General features: G+C 71.0%; 16 protein-coding genes. 11 read left to right on the top strand and 5 right to left on the bottom strand.

Annotated elements, in window-relative coordinates; genetic code table 11:
* Positions 1-95: 95 nt before the first annotated feature.
* The gene (locus JNB50_RS17070) at positions 96-998 is read left to right on the top strand and encodes a sugar phosphate isomerase/epimerase (protein WP_208041376.1); all 903 of its coding nucleotides are present in this window, start codon (positions 96-98) and stop codon (positions 996-998) included.
* On the opposite strand, the gene JNB50_RS17065 is transcribed toward JNB50_RS17070, so the two are convergent.
* Positions 910-1,782, bottom strand: a complete 873-nt coding sequence (locus JNB50_RS17065) for an SGNH/GDSL hydrolase family protein (protein WP_208041375.1) — start codon at positions 1,780-1,782, stop codon at positions 910-912. The two genes, JNB50_RS17070 and JNB50_RS17065, sit on opposite strands and share 89 nt — an antisense overlap.
* A gap of 60 nt (positions 1,783-1,842) precedes the next feature.
* Complete coding sequence (locus tag JNB50_RS17060; protein WP_243768609.1) at positions 1,843-2,505, bottom strand: TetR/AcrR family transcriptional regulator; 663 nt, start codon at positions 2,503-2,505, stop codon at positions 1,843-1,845.
* 136 nt (positions 2,506-2,641) lie between these two features.
* On the opposite strand from JNB50_RS17060, the gene JNB50_RS17055 reads away from it, so the two are divergent.
* On the top strand, positions 2,642-5,617 hold the full coding sequence (locus tag JNB50_RS17055; protein WP_208041374.1) for an MMPL family transporter: 2,976 nt from the start codon (positions 2,642-2,644) through the stop codon (positions 5,615-5,617).
* Positions 5,614-7,575, top strand: a complete 1,962-nt coding sequence (locus JNB50_RS17050) for a YhgE/Pip domain-containing protein (RefSeq protein WP_208041373.1) — start codon at positions 5,614-5,616, stop codon at positions 7,573-7,575. Before JNB50_RS17055 ends, JNB50_RS17050 begins: the two co-directional genes overlap by 4 nt.
* 19 nt (positions 7,576-7,594) lie before the next feature.
* On the opposite strand, the gene JNB50_RS17045 is transcribed toward JNB50_RS17050, so the two are convergent.
* Positions 7,595-8,749, bottom strand: coding sequence for an SLC13 family permease (locus tag JNB50_RS17045; protein WP_208041372.1), 1,155 nt, complete (start codon positions 8,747-8,749; stop codon positions 7,595-7,597).
* A 61-nt stretch (positions 8,750-8,810) separates the two neighbouring features.
* On the opposite strand from JNB50_RS17045, the gene JNB50_RS17040 reads away from it, so the two are divergent.
* Together JNB50_RS17040 and JNB50_RS17035 are read left to right on the top strand one after the other, a co-directional pair.
* Positions 8,811-9,008, top strand: coding sequence for a hypothetical protein (locus JNB50_RS17040; RefSeq protein ID WP_208041371.1), 198 nt, complete (start codon positions 8,811-8,813; stop codon positions 9,006-9,008).
* Between the two features lie 97 nt (positions 9,009-9,105).
* Positions 9,106-9,558 (top strand): hypothetical protein, encoded by a 453-nt coding sequence (locus JNB50_RS17035; protein ID WP_243768608.1) that lies wholly within the window; start codon positions 9,106-9,108, stop codon positions 9,556-9,558.
* A gap of 72 nt (positions 9,559-9,630) precedes the next feature.
* On the opposite strand, the gene JNB50_RS17030 is transcribed toward JNB50_RS17035, so the two are convergent.
* Positions 9,631-11,007, bottom strand: coding sequence for a glucose-6-phosphate dehydrogenase (locus JNB50_RS17030; protein WP_208041370.1), 1,377 nt, complete (start codon positions 11,005-11,007; stop codon positions 9,631-9,633).
* Positions 11,008-11,036: 29 nt separating this feature from the next.
* Between JNB50_RS17030 and JNB50_RS17025 the strand changes: the two genes are divergently transcribed.
* Genes JNB50_RS17025 through JNB50_RS17015 form a run of 3 tightly spaced genes read left to right on the top strand, consistent with a single transcriptional unit; the run spans position 11,037 to position 13,629 of the window.
* The gene (locus tag JNB50_RS17025; RefSeq protein WP_208041369.1) at positions 11,037-12,815 is read left to right on the top strand and encodes a glycoside hydrolase family 15 protein; all 1,779 of its coding nucleotides are present in this window, start codon (positions 11,037-11,039) and stop codon (positions 12,813-12,815) included.
* The gene (gene clpS, locus JNB50_RS17020; RefSeq protein WP_208041368.1) at positions 12,812-13,114 is read left to right on the top strand and encodes an ATP-dependent Clp protease adapter ClpS; all 303 of its coding nucleotides are present in this window, start codon (positions 12,812-12,814) and stop codon (positions 13,112-13,114) included. Before JNB50_RS17025 ends, clpS begins: the two co-directional genes overlap by 4 nt.
* Positions 13,111-13,629: a DUF2017 domain-containing protein gene (locus JNB50_RS17015; RefSeq protein ID WP_208041367.1), complete on the top strand. Its 519-nt coding sequence runs from the start codon at positions 13,111-13,113 to the stop codon at positions 13,627-13,629. Before clpS ends, JNB50_RS17015 begins: the two co-directional genes overlap by 4 nt.
* Positions 13,630-13,648: 19 nt before the next feature.
* On the opposite strand, the gene JNB50_RS17010 is transcribed toward JNB50_RS17015, so the two are convergent.
* The gene (locus JNB50_RS17010; protein WP_208041366.1) at positions 13,649-14,770 is read right to left on the bottom strand and encodes a hypothetical protein; all 1,122 of its coding nucleotides are present in this window, start codon (positions 14,768-14,770) and stop codon (positions 13,649-13,651) included.
* Between the two features lie 226 nt (positions 14,771-14,996).
* On the opposite strand from JNB50_RS17010, the gene JNB50_RS17005 reads away from it, so the two are divergent.
* The 3 genes from JNB50_RS17005 to JNB50_RS16995 are packed head-to-tail and all read left to right on the top strand — an operon-like array spanning position 14,997 to position 17,476.
* Positions 14,997-15,335 carry a YciI family protein gene (locus tag JNB50_RS17005; RefSeq protein ID WP_208041365.1) on the top strand — a complete coding sequence of 113 codons (339 nt, stop codon included), beginning with the start codon at positions 14,997-14,999 and terminating at the stop codon, positions 15,333-15,335.
* Entirely contained in the window at positions 15,332-16,576 is a 1,245-nt protein-coding gene (locus JNB50_RS17000; protein WP_208041364.1) for an RNA polymerase sigma factor, read from the top strand. The genes JNB50_RS17005 and JNB50_RS17000 overlap by 4 nt, the downstream gene beginning before the upstream one ends.
* A 57-nt stretch (positions 16,577-16,633) precedes the next feature.
* Entirely contained in the window at positions 16,634-17,476 is an 843-nt protein-coding gene (locus tag JNB50_RS16995; RefSeq protein ID WP_208041363.1) for an NAD(P)-dependent oxidoreductase, read from the top strand.
* Positions 17,477-17,735 lie beyond the last annotated feature (259 nt).

The raw sequence follows: 17,735 nt of genomic DNA, 5'->3' as shown, positions 1-17,735 counted from the left end.
TACTGGCCAGGCTACCAGCGCACCCTCCAACCTCTGAGGGGGTTGCGTCACCTCACCGACACGACGCGTTCAGCGCCCGCGATTAGAGTGACGACGTGATCCGCATCGGCATGGGCACGACGTGCGTCTACCCCCTCGGGGTCGAGACGGCGTTCCGGACCGCCTCGGAGCTCGGGTTCGACGGCGTCGAGGTCATGGTGACGCGGGATGAGACGACGCAGTCGGCGCGGGCGCTCCGCGCGCTGGCCGATCGGCACGGGACGCGCGTGCTGAGCATCCACGCGCCCGTCCTCCTGCTGACCCACTTCGTGTGGGGGCGCGACCCCCGGGTGAAGCTCGAGAAGTCGGCGGAGCTTGCGGCGGAGCTCGGCGCGGACACGGTCGTCGTGCACCCGCCGTTCCGCTGGCAGTCCGGATACGCGGAGGACTTCCTGGACATCGTCCGGGCGACGGCGTCGTCGACGGGTGTCGTGGTCGCGGTCGAGAACATGTTCCCGTGGAAGGTCGCCGGGCGGTCGATGGCCGGGTACGTGCCGCACTGGAACCCGGTCGGGATGGACTGCGACGCCGTCACGCTGGACTTCTCCCATGCCGCGCTGAGCGGCGTGGACGGCCTCGAGCTGGCCGGCGCGCTCGGCTCCCGGCTGCGGCACGTGCATCTCTGCGACGGCTCGGGCGCTCTCGACGACAACCGGGTCTTCGACGAACATCTGGTGCCCGGCCGCGGCAGTCAGCCGGTGGCGGCCGTGCTCCGGTCGCTCGCGGCCTCCGGCTGGAGCGGGTCGATCGTCGCGGAGGTCAACACCCGCAAGGCACGCGATGCGGCGGAACGGCGGGCGATGCTCCAGGAGACCCTGAGTTTCGCACAGACGCACACGAGCGCGGCAGACGTGACGCCGGCGCCGCCCGCTACTGAGCCCGGCCCAGCAGCCGGACCAGCGCGCTCGAGTATTGTCCGTAGCCCGCTGCGTTCGGGTGGAAGGCGTCGATCCCGCTGACGTTGAGCCAGGGCGACTTCGAGCCGATGCCGTGGCCGGCGAAGTCCACACCGACGTACGTGATCGGCACGCCGGCGGAGCGCTGGCTGGACACCACGTCCTGCACGGTCTGGTTCAGTCCGAGCGTCGCCGCGTTGATCGCCGTCGCCGTGCCGAAGTCGGGCGACTTGGTGTTCGAGTTGTCGAACATGAGCGCGTAGCCGGTCACGACGATACGCGCGTTCGGCGCCGCGTCGTGGATCGCCCCGTAGACGGCGGTGAGCCGCTCCGGGAGGACGTTGAGCAGCGACAGAGCCGACGACACCCCGTCGCGGCACGGCACGGCCTTGCCCGCTGTGCACTCCGCCGCGATGTCGGCGACGCCGAGGTCGTTGCCTCCCACGCTCACCGTGACGAGGTCGGTGCGGTCGTCGAGGGCGATCAGCTGGTGCCTGAGCAGGTCGGAGGTCGTCGCCCCCGCGCACGCGGCGTTCACGACGAGGTCGATCCCCGAGGCCCGCGTGAAGTCGTTCGGGTAGCTGTAGGGGCTGAGCCGGCACTTGCCGGTCTCGTCTCCGCCGCCCATCCCCGCTGCGAACGAGTCGCCCAGGGCGACGTAGCGGGTGCGCTCGGTCAGCGGCTTGCGCGGGAACGGATCCGGCGTCGTCGATGCGGTGGGGGCCGGTTGCGGGGTCGCGTCGTGGGTGCTCTCGGGAGCGCCGGGAGACGCGCACGCGGCAACGGTGAAGAGCACGGCGGCTCCGAGCGCGGCCGTGAGAGCGGAGGTGAGCACTCTGCGTCGCATCGAAATCACGTTACCCGCTGCTCCTCGTCGTTCGATCGGAGTCCGCAGGGGAAGCGCTGATCACACCCGTTCGGTGAGCGCGAGCAGGATGGCCGGGACGGTCTGCGACAGGCGCTCGGCGAAGGGTCGCTCGTCGCCGGCGAGCAGGGCGCGCGCTTCGCCGTTCGCACACAGCTCCGCGATGATGCGCACCCCCTCCTCCGGATCGATCGTGAAGCGGCGGCGGGCGCTCGCCAGGGCCGCGACGACCGTCTCGGTGAGCTCTTGGAAGAAGCTGTCCTGGTAGCGCAGGAAGTCGGCGGAGATCGCCGGGTCGCGCAGCGCTAACAGAAGGAACTCGGACTGGACGAGCCACCAGCGCCGGTCGTCGGACTGCAGTTCGAGGATGCGGGTGATGGTGCGGATGACATCGGCGTCGTCGAGCTCGACCCCGCCCTCGCCGACGAGCGGTCGCAGGAACTGTTCGACGCCCGAGTCGAGCTGCTGGATCCGCATGACCTTCTCGCGCTCCATCAGTGCGAAGAAGAGCTCCTCCTTGCTCGAGAAGTTCGAGTAGAACGCGCCGCGCGTGAAGCCGGCCGCCTCCGCGATCGTCTCGACGCTGGCGGCCCTGACGCCCTGCTCGGCGAACACGTCGAAGGCGGCGTCGAGGAGGCGGGCGCGGGTGCGCCGGCGGCGCGCGGACTCGACGGGGGCGTCCTCTCTGAGAGCTGTGCTTTCCAAGCTGAAACCTTCCTGGATCGAGTTCCCGATACACGAGTGTATCCGATACAGTTTCGGGCGTCGGATACAACTGTGTATCGAAATCCACTCGGCGGTCCCGAACCCGGTTCCGTCGGTCACTACTCCTGGAGAACGCGTGTCCTCGCTCCTGTATTCGATCGGCCGCTGGGCCTACCGCGCCCGCAAGCTCGTGCTCTCCGTATGGCTGCTGCTGCTCGTCCTCCTCGCCGGCGGCGCCATCGCCTTCAACCAGGGCACGGACAACACGTTCAGCATCCCGGGCACCGAGTCGCAGGAGGCCCTCGACACGCTGAGCAGGACCTTCCCGCAGGTCAGCGGCACCAGCGCCCAGATCGTCGTCGTGGCGCCCGACGGCGAGACGGTCGACCAGTCCGCCATCCAGAAGCCCGTCGAGCAGACCGTGGCCGAGCTCGCGAAGACCGACGGCGTCGCAGGGACGACCTCCCCCTACAGCTCCACGGTCAAGAACCTGATCTCCGACGATCGCACGGCCGCTATCATCACGGTGCAGCTGCACGGCCAGCAGACGACGGTGCCCGCCGCGACGAAGATGGCGATCTCCGATGCGGGCGCCCACCTCCGCACCGAGCTGCCCTCCGGATCGCAGGTGGCCGTCGGCGGTCAGCTGTTCTCGCAGAGCCTGCCGACGATCTCGCCGACGGAGGGCATCGGACTCGTGATCGCGATCGTGGTGCTGATCATCACGTTCGGATCGATCCTCGCCGCGGGGATGCCGCTGGCGACGGCCCTGCTCGGAGTCGGCCTCTCGATGGCGCTCATCTTCATCGCGACGCTCTTCGGGCCGATCTCCTCCACGACGCCGCTGCTGGCGCTCATGCTCGGCCTCGCGGTCGGCATCGACTACTCGCTCTTCATCATCTCCCGCCATCAGAGCCAGCTGAAGGCGGGCGTCGATCCGGAGGAGTCCGCCGCCCGCGCGGTGGCGACCGCCGGTTCCGCCGTGCTGTTCGCCGGCATCACCGTCATCATCGCGCTGGCCGGCCTCGCCGTGGCCGGAATCCCCTTCTTGACCACGATGGGACTCGCCGCGTCGGTCGCCGTCGCGATCGCGGTTCTCGTCGCGCTCACGCTCACGCCGGCATTCCTCGGCTTCGCCGGCACCCGCATCACCCCGGGGCACCGCGCCGCCAAGCGCGCCGCTCGGAAGGCGAAGGCGAAGGCGAAGGCGGCCGCCACGGGCGCCGACGCGCCAGGAGGCGCCGCAGCGGAACCGCCGGCCGAAGCGCCGCAGACCCGCGCCAACCCGTCGCTCGCACACGCGGCGAAGGCGGAGATCCCGAAGGGACCGTTCCGCACGTGGGTGCGCGCTGTCACCCGGTTCCCGATCGTCACGGTGGTCGCGGTCGTCGTCGCGCTGGGCATCGCGGCCCTCCCGGCCCTCCAGCTGCGGCTGGCGCTCCCCGACGCGGGGTCGCACCCGAAGTCCGACCCCGCCCGCATCGCCTACGACCTCGTGTCCGAGCACTTCGGGCCGGGCTACAACGGCCCGCTGATCGTCACAGGCTCGATCATCTCGAGCCACGACCCGGTCGGCCTGATGAAGAAGCTCGGCGCCGAGATCGCCGACCTGCCCGGCGTGGCCGCCGTGCCGTTGTCGACCCCGAACCAGAACGCCGACACCGGGATCGTGCAGGTCATCCCGACGACCGCCCCGGACGATCCGCAGACCGCCCAGCTGGTCTCGGAGCTGCGCGCCAAGCACCAGCACTTCCTCGACGAATACGGGGTCGACCTCAAGGTGACCGGCACGACAGCGGCCCAGATCGACGTCTCGTCGCGGCTGGCCGGCGCGCTGCTGCCGTTCGGCATCCTGGTCGTCGGGCTCTCGCTCGTGCTGCTGACGATGGTGTTCCGCTCGATCGCGGTTCCCATCAAGGCCGCGCTCGGCTACCTGCTCTCGGTCGGCGTCGCCTTCGGCGCGGTCACCGCGGTGTTCGAGTGGGGGTGGTTCGCCGACGCTGTGCACCTCGACAAGACGGGGCCCGTCATCAGCTTCATGCCGATCATCCTGATGGGCGTGCTGTTCGGGCTCGCGATGGACTACGAGGTCTTCCTGGTCAGCCGGATCCGGGAGGACTACGTGCACGGCGGTGATGCGCGCAGAGCCGTGCAGAGCGGCTTCGTCGGCTCCGCCAAGGTCGTCACGGCCGCGGCCGTCATCATGATCTCGGTCTTCGCCGCGTTCGTGCCGGAGGGCGACACCTCCATCAAGCCGATCGCCCTCGGCCTCGCCGTCGGCGTTTTCGTCGACGCGTTCATCGTGCGGATGACCCTGGTGCCCGCCGTGCTCCAACTGCTCGGCGACAAGGCCTGGTGGATGCCGCGCTGGCTCGACCGCGTGCTCCCCTCGTTCGACGTGGAGGGCGACGGCCTGCAGAAGGAGCTAGAGCTGGCCGACTGGCCGGAGCCCGGCTCACGATTCGTGGCAGCGGCCGACGGGCTGGCCGTGAGCGCGCGCCGCACGCCCATCCTGCGCGACGTGTCGTTCCGCCTCGGCGACGGCGAGGCCCTGGTCGTGCACGGTCCCGACCGCACCGCCGCCCTCGCCCTGCTGATGGCCGTCACCGGACGCACCAAGGTCGCGGGCGGAACCGTGAAGGTCGCGGACTTCGTCCTGCCGACACGCGGCGCGGCCGTGCGATCGCGCACGTCCGTCGTGCGGCTCGACCACTCGGAGACGCCGGTGGAGGACGTCCGCCGGGCGCTCGCGAGCTCGCCGGTCGTCCTCGGGCTCGACGCCGCCGACAGCCTCACCGACCCGGTGGAGCGTCGGCGGGTCCGCGTCGAGCTCGGCCGCGCGTTCGCGAACGCACGGGAGGCGGGGCGCCCGTTCGCGCTCGTCGTGACCTGCGTCGACCCCTCCGGACTGGACGACCTGCTACCGGCGACCGCGGAGCCCACTGCGGTCCAACTCGCGATCGACGCCGACGGCGCCGCGCGCCCCACGACCTCCCACCCCGCGACCTCCCACCCCGCGACACCCGACGTCGCCGGTAGGGCCGGCACGACCGACTCAACCGACCACGCTGACCACCCCGCCGCCCACCTCGAGAAGGCGAACGCCCGATGACCACCACTCCCCCTCTGCGCCGTCCGCGCTCGCTGTTCTCGCTGGAGCGCATGCGCTCCGACAAGCGGGTCACCTGGCTGACCATCGTCGGGCTCGTCCTCGTGCCGCTCGTCATCGGCGGCCTGCTGGTCTGGGCCCTCTGGAACCCGACCGATCGCCTCGGTGAGGTGAAGGCCGCCGTCGTCAACCTCGACAAGCCGGTCACCGTCAACGGCCAAGTGGTGCCGCTCGGCCGGCAGATGGCCGCCGGCCTGCTCGGCGCGAAGAACGACAACTTCACCTGGGTGCTCACCGACCAGAAGGACGCCGACGCCGGCATCGCCGACGGCAGCTACGTTGCGGTCGTCACGATCCCGAAGAACTTCTCGAAGGCGGCGACCTCCACGGCGGGCACCGACGGCGCGGCCACCCAGGCGACCATCGACGTCCGCACCAGCCAGAAGTCGAAGCTCGTGGATCCGGCGATCAGCCAAGCTGTCACGACCACGGCCACCGGGGTCCTCAACAAGCAGCTCACGACGACCTATCTCGAGAACGTCTACGTCGGCTTCAACACGCTGCACGACCAGCTCGCCAAGGCGGCGAGCGGGGCGCACTCGCTCTCGACCGGCCTGACGCAGCTGGCCTCGGGGGCGCACCAGTCCGCGGACGCGGGGGCGCAGCTCTCCAGTGGGGCGTCGTCGCTCGCGGGAGGCGTCTCCCGGTTGGCCGGCGGAGCCTCCGACCTGTCCAGCGGGCTCGGCACGATCGCGGGCAACCTCGACACGGTCTCGGGCGGCCTCGGCCAGGCCGCATCCGGCGCAGCGCAGCTCCCCGCCGCCATCGAGGGCGTGGGCGCCGCCGCGCACACCTCCGCGGCGAAAGTCACGAGCGCCACTCAGGCGATCGGCGCTGCCGCGGCGGCCAACTGCACGCCGACACCGGTCGACCCGCAACTGGCGGCGCTCTGCGCAGCAGTCAGCGCCAATCTGCCCGACCTTCAACAGGGAATCGGTTACGCATCGGGAGCGGCCTCCGGAGCGTCGACGATCGCCGGCCAGACCACGCAGCTGTCGTCGAATCTCGGCACGCTCTCGACCGCCACCGGCCAGCTCGCCGCCGGCACCCACCAGTCGGCGGACGGTGCGGCGACGCTCGCCGGCGGGGCCGAGCAATCCGCCGCGGGCGCCTCGCAGCTCGCCGACGGCACCGCGCAGCTCACGGCCGGCCTCCAGCCGCTCGCCAGCGGCGCCGACCAGTCCGCTTCCGGCGCTGCCTCCCTCGCCTCCGGCCTCGACACCGCCGTCGCCCAGCTGCCGACGTATGACGCGGGCCAGCGCACCAACCTCGCGTCGGTCGCCTCGCAGCCGGTCGGACAGAAGCAGTCGGGAACCACGGCGTTCGGCACCTCGAGCGTCCCGCTCTTCGCGTCCGTCGCCCTGTGGCTCGGCGCGCTCGCCACCTTCCTGGTTCTCCAGGCGCTCTCGCGGCGCGCGCTCCTGACCTCCCGCGCCGCTGGCCTCATCGCCGTCGACGGCCTCGCGCCCGCCGCTCTGATCGGGGTCGTCCAGGGTCTGCTCGTGGCGGGGATCATGCAGCCGGCGATGCACCTGAGCGTCGGCGCCTGGTTCGGCTTCGCAGCGGTCTCCGTCGCGGCGGCCGTCTGCTTCGCCGCCGTGAACCACGGGCTGGTCGCCCTCCTGGGCGGCATCGGCCGCTTCATCGCGATGCTGGTGGTCGTGGTGACGCTCGCCTCCGGGATCGTGTCGACGGCGCCCGGGTTCTTCGACAGCGTGATGGCGTGGATGCCGACCTCGCCGGCGATCACAGCGCTGCAGGGCGTGGTCGACGGCTCGACGGGGGTCTGGCGCGGCCTCGGCGGGCTCCTCCTCTGGGCCGTCGTGGGCTTCGGACTCGCGCTCGCGGCCGTCGCCCGGCGCCGCATCGTCACCGCCTCCCAGCTGTTGCCGGCGGAGTAGCAGTGAGTAGTCCGAGGAGTCAGGCGGTCGCGGCGAGGGCCAGCGTGGCGACGACGACGGTGACGGGGGCGACCAGCAGGCCGAGCAGTACGTAGCGGCGCCAGCGGATGCGGACGTCGAACGCCGACAGCCGCTGGTGCCAGAGGAGGGTCGCCAACGACGCCCACGGAGTGATCAACGGACCGGCGTTCACCCCGATCAGCAGCGCGGCGAGCCGCACCGGGCTGCCGGCCGCGGGTTCCAGCGCCAGGTAGGCGGGGAGGTTGTCGATCGCGTTCGCCCCGACCATGCCGGTCAGCGACAGCCGCAGCAGATCGAGCGGCGACTCCCCCGTTCCCGACACCTGCGCCAGCAGCGTGCCGAGGCCGTTGGCGTGCAGTGCCTCGATGAACAGGAACAGCCCGGAGGCCAGCAGCACCAACTGCCACGGCAGGAGGCCGAACCGCAGCACCTCGCGGCGGCGCACGGCGAACAGCACGACGAGAACGACGGCCGCGACCGACGCCGGCAGCCAGACCGGGATGCCGGACACCAGCAGCGGGATCAACGCCACCACGACGGCTGCGCTGATCCAGAACAACACGGGGTCCTCGATGCCCTCCTCGTCGCCCGTGACGTACCGCACCCGCAACTGCTTTCGGGAGAGCACGGCGACCACGACCATCGGCAGGACGATCGCCACCACCGCGGGCGCCCACATGAGTGCGGCGAACTGGAAGGGCGACGGATCGCCCATCGCGTGCTGGGCCAGCAGGTTCGTGAGATTGGACACCGGCAGCAGCAACGACCCGGTGTTGGCCAGCCACACTGTCGTGAGCGCGAACGGCAGCGGGTCGAGCCCGGCGTGCCTCGCGAGGACGATCACGACCGGTGTGAGCAGCACGGCCGTCGTGTCGAGTGAGAGGAAGACCGTGCACAGGGTCGCGACCACGACGACCAGCAGCCAGAGCAGCCACGCTCTCCCCCGGCCCCACCGCGCGGTCTGCTGCGCCACGACGGTGAACACGCCGGCCTCCGACGCAAGCTCGGTCACCACGGTCACCGCGATGACGAACAGAAGGATCGGCCACACGCGATCCCAGAGGGCCAGCGCGTCCGACCAGGGCAGCAGTCCCGTCGCCGCCGCGACTGCGCCGAGCACCAGGAGCCCCGCGCCGACGACAGCCGTCCGCATGCCACTCCTCTCGTCAAACGCCTTGGGCAGCGTACGCTAACTCACGAGCGAAAGGACGCCGATGCGCAAGTTCATCTTCAACGGCGCGGTCATCAGCGCGGTCATCGGGCTGTGGACGACGATCCAGACGACCAAGAACGGACCGCGCGACTGGCGCGTGCCACTCATCTGGATCAGTGCGGCGCTGAGCGTCGTGATCGCGGTCGGGACGGTGCTGCAGGAGTCCCGCGAGGCCGACGAACGCGAAATCGGGCACTGACCGCGCGATTTCCGCAGTCCGCACGGCGTGTCCGCGCGTTTTGAGCAGGTACGGCCCCGAAACTGTTCTCGACGGAGAACCTGGAAGGGGTTTCGCGATGTTCGGACGTAGGCGGCACGCCGCCGCCGAGGTGCAGGCGGCGCCGGTTCCTCAGTTGACGGATGCACAGATCCTCGAAGTGGTTCACGCCAAGATCGCCGAGCTGATCGGCGAACACGGCGAGTGGACGGTCTCGCGCCGTTCCTCCGACGACACCGACACCATCTTCCACTCCGTCCTTTCGCAGTCCGTCTCGGTCGGCATCACGACCGCGCTCATGGAGGCGCGCCGCCGGCTCGAGGCCGGCGAGTCCGACATCCTCGTGGCCGCCGAGCCGCAGCACCGCGCCGAGGCAGAGGCCGAGCCCGTCGTCGTCGACGCCGAGGCACCCGCCGAGATCGCAGAGCCCGCCGCGTTCGGCTGGGAGCCCGCGCCCATCACCGTCTGGACCGACCTCCGTCGTCCGGTCACCGGCGAGACCCCCGCGATCGCCCAGCGCCCCGCGGCCTAACCCCCGCGAGACGGCGCGAAGTTCGCGCGAATCGCGCCAGGCGGCGCAGAATCCGCTGTCTCGAGCGTCGGCTCAGCCGATGCGCTTCCAAGAGGACGGTCCGGCTGAGCCCGCGCGGTAGGTCTGGAGCGGGACGTCGTCCTTCTTCCACGCGGCGATGACCGGCGTCACGATGCGCCACATCTCCACGGCGGTGTCTCCGCGCACCGAGAGCGACGGGTCTCCGTCGAGGATTCCCTCCAGGACCTCCCCGTAGGCGAGCAGCAGCCCTGGCCCGAACTCCGCGCTCAGGGCCACACGCTCGATCTCGTGCGGGTCGCCCGGCCCGTTGATGTTCAGCTCCAACGACATCGCATCGGGCGCGAGCATGATCCGCAGCATCGTGGGCTCGGTGTGGCCCCGCAGTCCGCGCGGGATGTGCCTGGCCGGCTTGAACGTGACCAGGATCTCGCGGCGGCGCGAACCGAGCGCTTTGCCGGAGCGCAGCGTGAACGGCACACCGGCCCAGCGCCAGTTGTCGATCTCGACCGTGAGCTCCGCGAGCGTCTCCGTGTTCCTGGACGGATCCACCCCCGGCTCGTTCGTGTACGCGGGCAGCTTGCGGCCGTCGACGGTCCCCGCGGTGTAGCGGGCGCGCCGGCTCGCCACGACGGGATCGTCATGCCAGATGTGCGTCGCTCGCAGCACCGTCGCCTTGGCGTCGCGCAGGTCGGTGGCGTCGAGAGCCGACGGCGGTTCCATGGCGACGACGGCGAGCACCTGCAGCAAGTGGCTCTGGATCATGTCCATGAGGGCGCCGGCGTTGTCGTAGTAGCGGGCGCGGCCCTCCAACCCGAGCGTCTCGTCGTAGACGATGTCGACGCTCTGCACGTGGTCGCCGTTCCAGACCGGCTCGAGGATGCTGTTGGCGAAGCGCAGACCGATGAGGTTCAGTACCGTCGAGTTGCCGAGGAAGTGATCGACGCGATGGATGCGCTCCTCCGGCACCAGGGTCGCCAGCCGCTTGTTCAGGGCAATCGCGCTGCGCTTGTCCGTGCCGAACGGCTTCTCCAGTGCGAGGGTGAGCCCCTCAGGGAGGGTCAGCTTCCCGAGCGCTTCGCAGGCCTTCGCGGTGATGGCGGGCGGGAGCGCGAAGTACAGCGCGGGAGCTCCCTCGCAGAGGTCGAAGATCCGCTGGAGGTCGTCGGCCTTCGTGACGTCGACCGAGAGGTACCTGGACTCCTTCAGCAGCTCGTCCACCGCAGGCCCGCTCGCCTTCACCGTCTTGAACGACGCGCGGAGGGTGGACCGCCACTTCGCGTCCGACCACTCCTCCGCCCCGGCGCCGATCAGCCGGAAGCGCCGTTCGGGGTGATTGGTGAGCAGCTGTCCGACCGCGGGGAGCAGCAGTCTGGACGACAGGTCGCCGCTCGCTCCGAGAATCACCAGAGTGCCAACGGTCTGCGTCATGGCCTTCACAGTACGGCCATACTGGGGATATGTCGCTCCCCATCGAGGATTACGCCCTGATCAGTGATTGCTTCACGGGAGCCCTCGTCGGACGGGACGGCAGCATCGACTGGCTGTGCCTGCCGCGGTACGACTCGCAGTCGACCTTCGGCGCCCTGCTGGGCACGGAGGATCACGGCCGCTGGCTGCTGGCCCCCGCGGATCCCGCCGCGAGCTGCACGCGCGCGTACGAGCGCGACACGATGATCCTCGTCACTCGGTGGCGCACGTCCACCGGCGAGGTGGAGGTCGTGGACGCGATGCCGATGGGCGATCACCGCGCCGACCTGGTGCGGCGGGTGCGCGGGGTCAGCGGCCACGTCGAGATGCGCGAGGAGCTGAGGATCCGGTTCGGCTACGCCACCGCCATCCCGTGGGTGCGCAGGATGACCGACGAGAAGCCGCCGGCGCTGGTGGCGGTCGCCGGTCCGGACGGCCTGGTCTTCCGGGGTTCGTCGTTGCACGCGAGCAACCACGCCCACGAGGGGACGTTCACCGTGCACGCCGGGCAGACCGTCGACCTCTCGATGACCTGGTTCCCCTCCCACCGCGCGACCCCGGAAGCGCTCGACGTGGAGGACGCGCTGCAGCGCACGCGCGCGTGGTGGACCGGCTGGGCCGAGGGCTGCGACCACGACGGCCCGTATCGCGAGGAGGTCGTGCGCTCGCTGCTCATCCTGCGCGCGCTGACGCATCTGGAGACCGGCGGAATCGTCGCGGCAGCGACGACGTCGCTCCCGGAGAGCTTCGGCGGCGAGCGCAACTGGGACTATCGCTACGTCTGGCTGCGCGACGCCTCGTTGACGATCGCCGTGCTGCTGGCGCACGGGTACAACGACTACGTGGACCACTGGCGCGACTGGCTCCTGCGGGCCATCGCCGGCGATCCGGGCGACGTGCAGATCATGTACGGCCTCAGCGGTGAGCGCGACCTCGCGGAACGCGAGATCGACAGCCTCCCCGGCTACCAGGGCGCACGCCCGGTGCGGGTGGGCAACGGCGCCTCGACCCAGTTCCAGGCCGACGTCATCGGGGAGGTCATGCTGGGCCTCGACCGCGGGCGCGAGGCCGGTGTGCCCGAGACCCGGTTCTCCTGGGCGTTGCAGCGCGCACTCATGGGCTTCCTGGAGGACAACTGGCGGAATCCGGATCACGGCATCTGGGAGATCCGCGGGGAGCCGCAGATGTTCACGCACTCGCGCGGGCTGGTCTGGGCGGCCTTCGACTGCGCCATCCGCGGAGTCGAACAGTACGGGCTGGACGGCCCGGTCGAGCGCTGGCGGCATCTGCGCGACCAGATCCGCGCCGATCTGGAGGTGAACGGGTTCGACGAACACCGCGGAACGTATGTGCAGTACTTCGGGAGCACCGAAGTCGACGCGTCGCTTCTGCTGCTCGCCCAGGTCGGTTACTGCGACTTCGACGACCCGCGGATGCTCGGCACGGTCGCAGCGATCGAGAAGGACCTGCTCCGCGACGGGCTCGTGCTGCGCTACCGCACCGAGCAGGGAGTGGACGGCCTGCCTCCCGGAGAGCACCCGTTCCTCGCGTGCTCGTTCTGGCTCGTCGAGCAGTACGCGCGTTCGCATCGCCTGGACGACGCGACCCGGCTGATGGACCGGCTGGTTGGGCTGGCCAACGACGTGGGGATGCTGTCGGAGGAGTACGACGTCGACGGTCGCTCGCAGGCCGGCAACACCCCTCAGGCGCTGACCCACCTGGCGCTCGTGCGGGCGGCGGACGCCATCGCGGAGGTGCAGTCGCGGTGACGCCGGCTGTGAGGGTGCCCGCGGTCGAGGAGCAGGTCGACCTCGGCGAGCGGCTCGAGCTCGGCTCGCCCTGGGTGACCATCGTCTGGAACGACCCGGTCAACCTCATGTCGTACGTGACCTATGTCTTCCAGAGCTACTTCGGTTTCTCGAAGGCGGAGGCGCAGAGACTGATGCTGCTCGTGCACAACGAGGGCCGCGCTGTGGTCGCGACCGGAACGCGCGAGGAGATGGAGCGGCACGTGGAGGCCATGCACGAGTACGGACTGTGGGCGACGCTGAGGAAGGCGGACGCGTGAGACCGTTCCGGGCCGACCGGCGCGGCGGCGGCGTGCACGCGCGCTTCGAGGCCGCAGAGGTCGAGGTCCTGCGTCGGTTCGCCGCGGACGCGGCCTCCCGCGCTGAGCAGGCGGCGGACGGCTCCGAGTCGGGAGCGGCCGCGGATCCCGCCGGCGCGCGGCTTCTGCCCGACGCATATCCGGACGACGCGGAAGCCTCTGCCGAGTTCCGCCGGTTCACGGCCGAGCGGATCGCCGAGCGCAAGGCGGACAACGCCCGGGCCGTGATCGACTCGCTCGGCAACGCGACGGGTGAGGCCGTGGAGGTGCGGCTCGACGGCGCGCAAGCCCAAGCCTGGCTGCGGACGCTCACCGACATCCGGCTCGTGCTCGCCGCGGGGCTGGGGATCGAGCGCGACGGCGACGAGGGCGACGTACACGACCTCGAGTCGGCGACCCGGCGGGCCGTCTACGACTGGCTCGCGGCCGTGCAGGAGTTCCTCGTTCACGCGGTCACCCGAGCCTCCCGCCGCTGACGGCGCCGCCCTCGCGCGCTCAGACGGGGAAGCGCACCGCGGCGGCGACGGCGCCTCCGCCGGGGACGTCCTCCGCCCGCAGCGCGTAGACCTTCGCCTTGGAGGCGAGCGAACGGCGGATGATCTCGTCGACCACACCGTAGTTCCCCGGGGTGTCGTCGTCGCCGTAGGCGATCTTGCCGGTCTCGTCGTCGAGCGAGCCGGGCACCCGCCGGTCGATGTCGAACACCAGCGTCTCGACGGCTCCGTAGGTCGCCGCCCTGGCGATGTCGCTCAGATCGACCAGGGCGGTGCCCCCGGCGATGCGTGTCGAGAAGTCCTCCTTGAGCGCCTCCACCTTGCCCGCGTAGAGCCGGTCGAGCACACCGCGCGCGGCGGCCGCCAGCTCGTCCTCCGTCTTCTCCTCCGGGTTGCCTGCGATCACGTCGTCGAGCAGCCGTGGGTAGTCCGTCGCCCCGCGGAAGATGCCGACCAGCGGCTCGGCCGCGGCGAGGATGAGCGGTTCGGTGGAGGTGGCCAGCAGCGGGTGGAGCGCGCGCTCGATCGCCTGGACGTACTCCAGCATCCGCACCTTCTGACCCTCCGACCCCTGGACGCGACCGGACGCCGTGCGCCCGCTGACCGACGGCAGGCCGACCGCAGACGGGACGTTCTTCGGCATCCCCTCGACCTCCACGAGCGCGGGCGGGGCCTCCGGGTCGATACGGATCAACCGCACGGAGTTCTGCGCGAGCGCCAGGATCAGCGCCGACTGCGGGAAGGTCACCGCACGCAGCAGCGGCTTGATGTAGAACCGGTCGGCGACCTCGCACGCCGACGTCAGCCGGTTGGGCAGGCGGAACGTCTCGGCGACCTCGCCGTCGAGGAACACGGCGAGCGAACGCGACTGGTAGCGCCAGAAGTCGCGGTCGTCGAGGATGAGCTCCCCCTCGGTCTGGATGCGGCCGATCGTCGCTCGGTCGATACCCATCGCCTCCAGCGACTTCACCGCGAGGGCGAGGTGGTTCTTGAGTTCGATCCTGGCGCGGTCGGCCTCCGGGGGCGTCGTTCCCGTCGGCAGATAGATGCTGACGCAGCCCGGCTCGCGCAGCGACGCGATCCTCTCGATGTCGGCCTTGGTCGGAATGTCCTTGTACTCCACGTTTCCTCCTCGGTCGTCCACCGGCCGGACGTCGTTGGCCGGTCCGCCCAGTCTCGTCGCGGCCGTCAGACCGCACAAGCCCCCGCGGGGAGCCCCGAGATTCGTCACGAATCTCGACATTCGTGGCACGAATGTCGACATTCGTGACGAATGCGATCGGTCCGCGCCATGATGTCGAGAAGACGCTCTCCCGTTCGTGTAGACGGTGAGAGGAAGGAATCCCACCATGACCCAATACCTGCTCAGCGTCTACCAGCCCGACGGGCCCATCCCGGAGCCGGAGGTGCTCGCCGCGATCGGCGACGACCTCGCCCGGCTCAACGACGAGATGCGTGCCGCCGGCGCCTGGGTGTTCTCGAACGGCCTGCTGCCGCCGTCGTCGGCGACCGTGCTGCGGCCGGACGGCGACGACGTGCTCGTCACCGACGGCCCGTTCGCCGAGGGCAAGGAGCACCTCGGCGGGTTCACCATCGTCGACGTGCCGGACCTCGACGCCGCCCTCGCATGGGGCAAGCGCCTGGCCGTCGCGACGACGCTGCCGATCGAGGTGCGCCCGTTCGCATGAGCTTCTCCGCTGACAGCGCCGAGGCGGTGGCGGCCGCGTTCCGAACGGAGTTCGGCCGCGCCGTCTCGGTGCTGTACCGGTCTCTCGGTGACCTGGACCGCGCGGAGGACGCCGTGCAGGAGGCGTTCGCGGTCGCGGTTGCCCGGTGGCCGGTGGACGGCGTGCCGACGGCCCCTGCGGGCTGGATCATCACGACGGCACGCCGGCGGGCGATCGACCGGCTGCGGCGCGAGGCGGTCGGGAGAAAGCGGGAGGCCGAGGCGACCGAGCTGCTCGCTCTCGCGACCTCCCTCGAGTCGGTCGACACCGGGCCGGTCTCCGACGATCGCCTGCGGCTGATCTTCACCTGCTGCCACCCCGCACTCGGTCCGGAGGCCAGGGTCGCCCTCACGCTGCGCCTCCTCGGCGGGCTCAGCACGGCGGAGATCGCCCGGGCGTTCCTGGTGCCGGAGGCGACGCTCGCGCAGCGCATCTCGCGGTCCAAGGCGAAGATCCGCCAGGCGCGCATCCCGTACCGGGTGCCGTCGGCGGCCGACCTGCCCGGCCGGCTGGCCTCCGTGCTGGCGGTGGTCTACCTGATCTTCAACGAGGGCTATTCGGCGAGCGCCGGCGACCGGCTCGTGCGGGAAGAGCTGTGCGCGGAGGCGATCCGCCTCGCGCGGCTCCTGGTCGCTGTGCTGCCGGAAGAGCCGGAGGCCGCGGGACTGCTCGCTCTGCTGCTCCTCATCGACGCACGGCGACCGGCCCGACTCGATCGCGACGGCGCGATGATCGCGCTGCCCGACCAGGACCGCACACTCTGGGACGCCTCCCTCATCACGGAGGGCCACTCGATCGTGCGCCGTTGCCTGGTGCTCGGGAGGCCGGGGCCGTACCAGCTGCAGGCGGCGATCCAGGCGGTGCACGACGACGCCGCACGCGCCCGGGACACCGACTGGCGCCAGATCGTGACGCTGTACGACCAGTTGCTGCGCGCCCAGCCGTCACCCGTTGTGTCGCTCAATCGGGCGGTCGCGGTGGCGGAGGCGGACGGGCCGTCCGCCGGCTTGATCGCTGCGGAGCCGCTGCGAGGTCCGCTCGCCGACTTCTACCTGCTGCACGGGGTGCGGGCCGGCCTGCTGGCCCGGGTGGGACGCGACGTGGAGGCGGCCGAGGAGTACGACGCGGCGTTGCGGCTGTGCGGGAACGCGAGCGAGCGGGCGTTCCTGGAACGGCGACGGGGGTTGCTGCCGGAGGGGTGAGAAGGCCTGCAAGTCGACACCCTTCCCCTCACCTCCGCTCCGGTGGAGAGTGGCCGCATGGACATCGCATTCCTCGGGCTCGGCCGGATGGGCCGCGAGCTCGTTCCGCATCTGATCGACGCCGGGCACCGGGTGACCGTGTGGAACCGGTCTCCGGAGGCCGCCGAGACGATCGGGCGGCGCGGCGCGCGGGTCGCCCGGACGGCGGCGGACGCCGTCGCGGAGGTCGACGCCGTCGTGAGTGTATTGTTCGGGCCGGAGGCCGTTCGGGAGACCATCACCGAGGCGGGGCTGCCGTGGCGGCCGGGCACGCTGTGGATCGACGTCACCACCGTCTCCCCCGCCGACGCGACCGAGTTCGCCGAGTGGGCCTCCGCTGCGGGCATCCGCTACGTGGCAGCGCCGGTCGTCGGGTCGCTCGCCCCCGCCCGGGCCGGCACGCTCGCCGTTCTCGTCGGTGGCGAGCACGCCGCGGCGCGGGACGCGAAGCGGATCGTCGGGCTGTGGGCCGATCAGGAGAAGCTGCGTACCTTCGACACGCCCGCCGCGGCCACCGCGGCCAAGCTCGTCGCCAACCTCGCGCTCGCAGTGTCGATGGAGACGCTGTCGGAGGCGCTGCGACTCGGCCGCGCCGCGGGGCTCAGCGACGACGACGTTCTCGCGACGCTCTCGCTGACCGCCATCGCGCCGCTGGCCGCGCAGAAGGGCGCCCTCGTGACCGCGGGCGACTTCGACGACGCGCAGTTCACGGCCGAGGCCCTCGCCAAGGACGCCCGCCTCATGCTCGCGACCAGCGACGTGCCGCTCCCGGCCGTCGCCCTGGTCGCCGCCGAGCTGCAGCGCGCCATCGAGGCCGGCCACGGCGACAAGGACTTCTCCGTCATCGCCCGCGACCGCTGAGCTCCGTCACCGACGCTCACGATTCGTCACGAATGTCGACATTCGTGGCACGAAACTCACGATTCGTCACGAATATCGACATTCGTGGCACGAAACTCGCGATTCGTCACGAATGTGCGCGCTTTGCGCCTACGCGAGCGGGGCGACCACCGCGCCGGTGGCGGCGGAGCGGCGGGCGGCGTCGACGACGCGGAGCGTGCGGAGGCCGACCTGGCCGTCCGGCGTCGCCGGGCGCCCGGAGCGCACGGCGTCCACGAAC

Origin of the sequence: Leifsonia sp. TF02-11 (assembly GCF_017565305.1) — a bacterium.
In the GTDB taxonomy this organism is placed as follows: domain Bacteria; phylum Actinomycetota; class Actinomycetes; order Actinomycetales; family Microbacteriaceae; genus Leifsonia.
The sequence above is the reverse complement of the archived record's forward strand: the minus strand, read 5'-3'. Positions and strand labels throughout refer to the sequence as shown.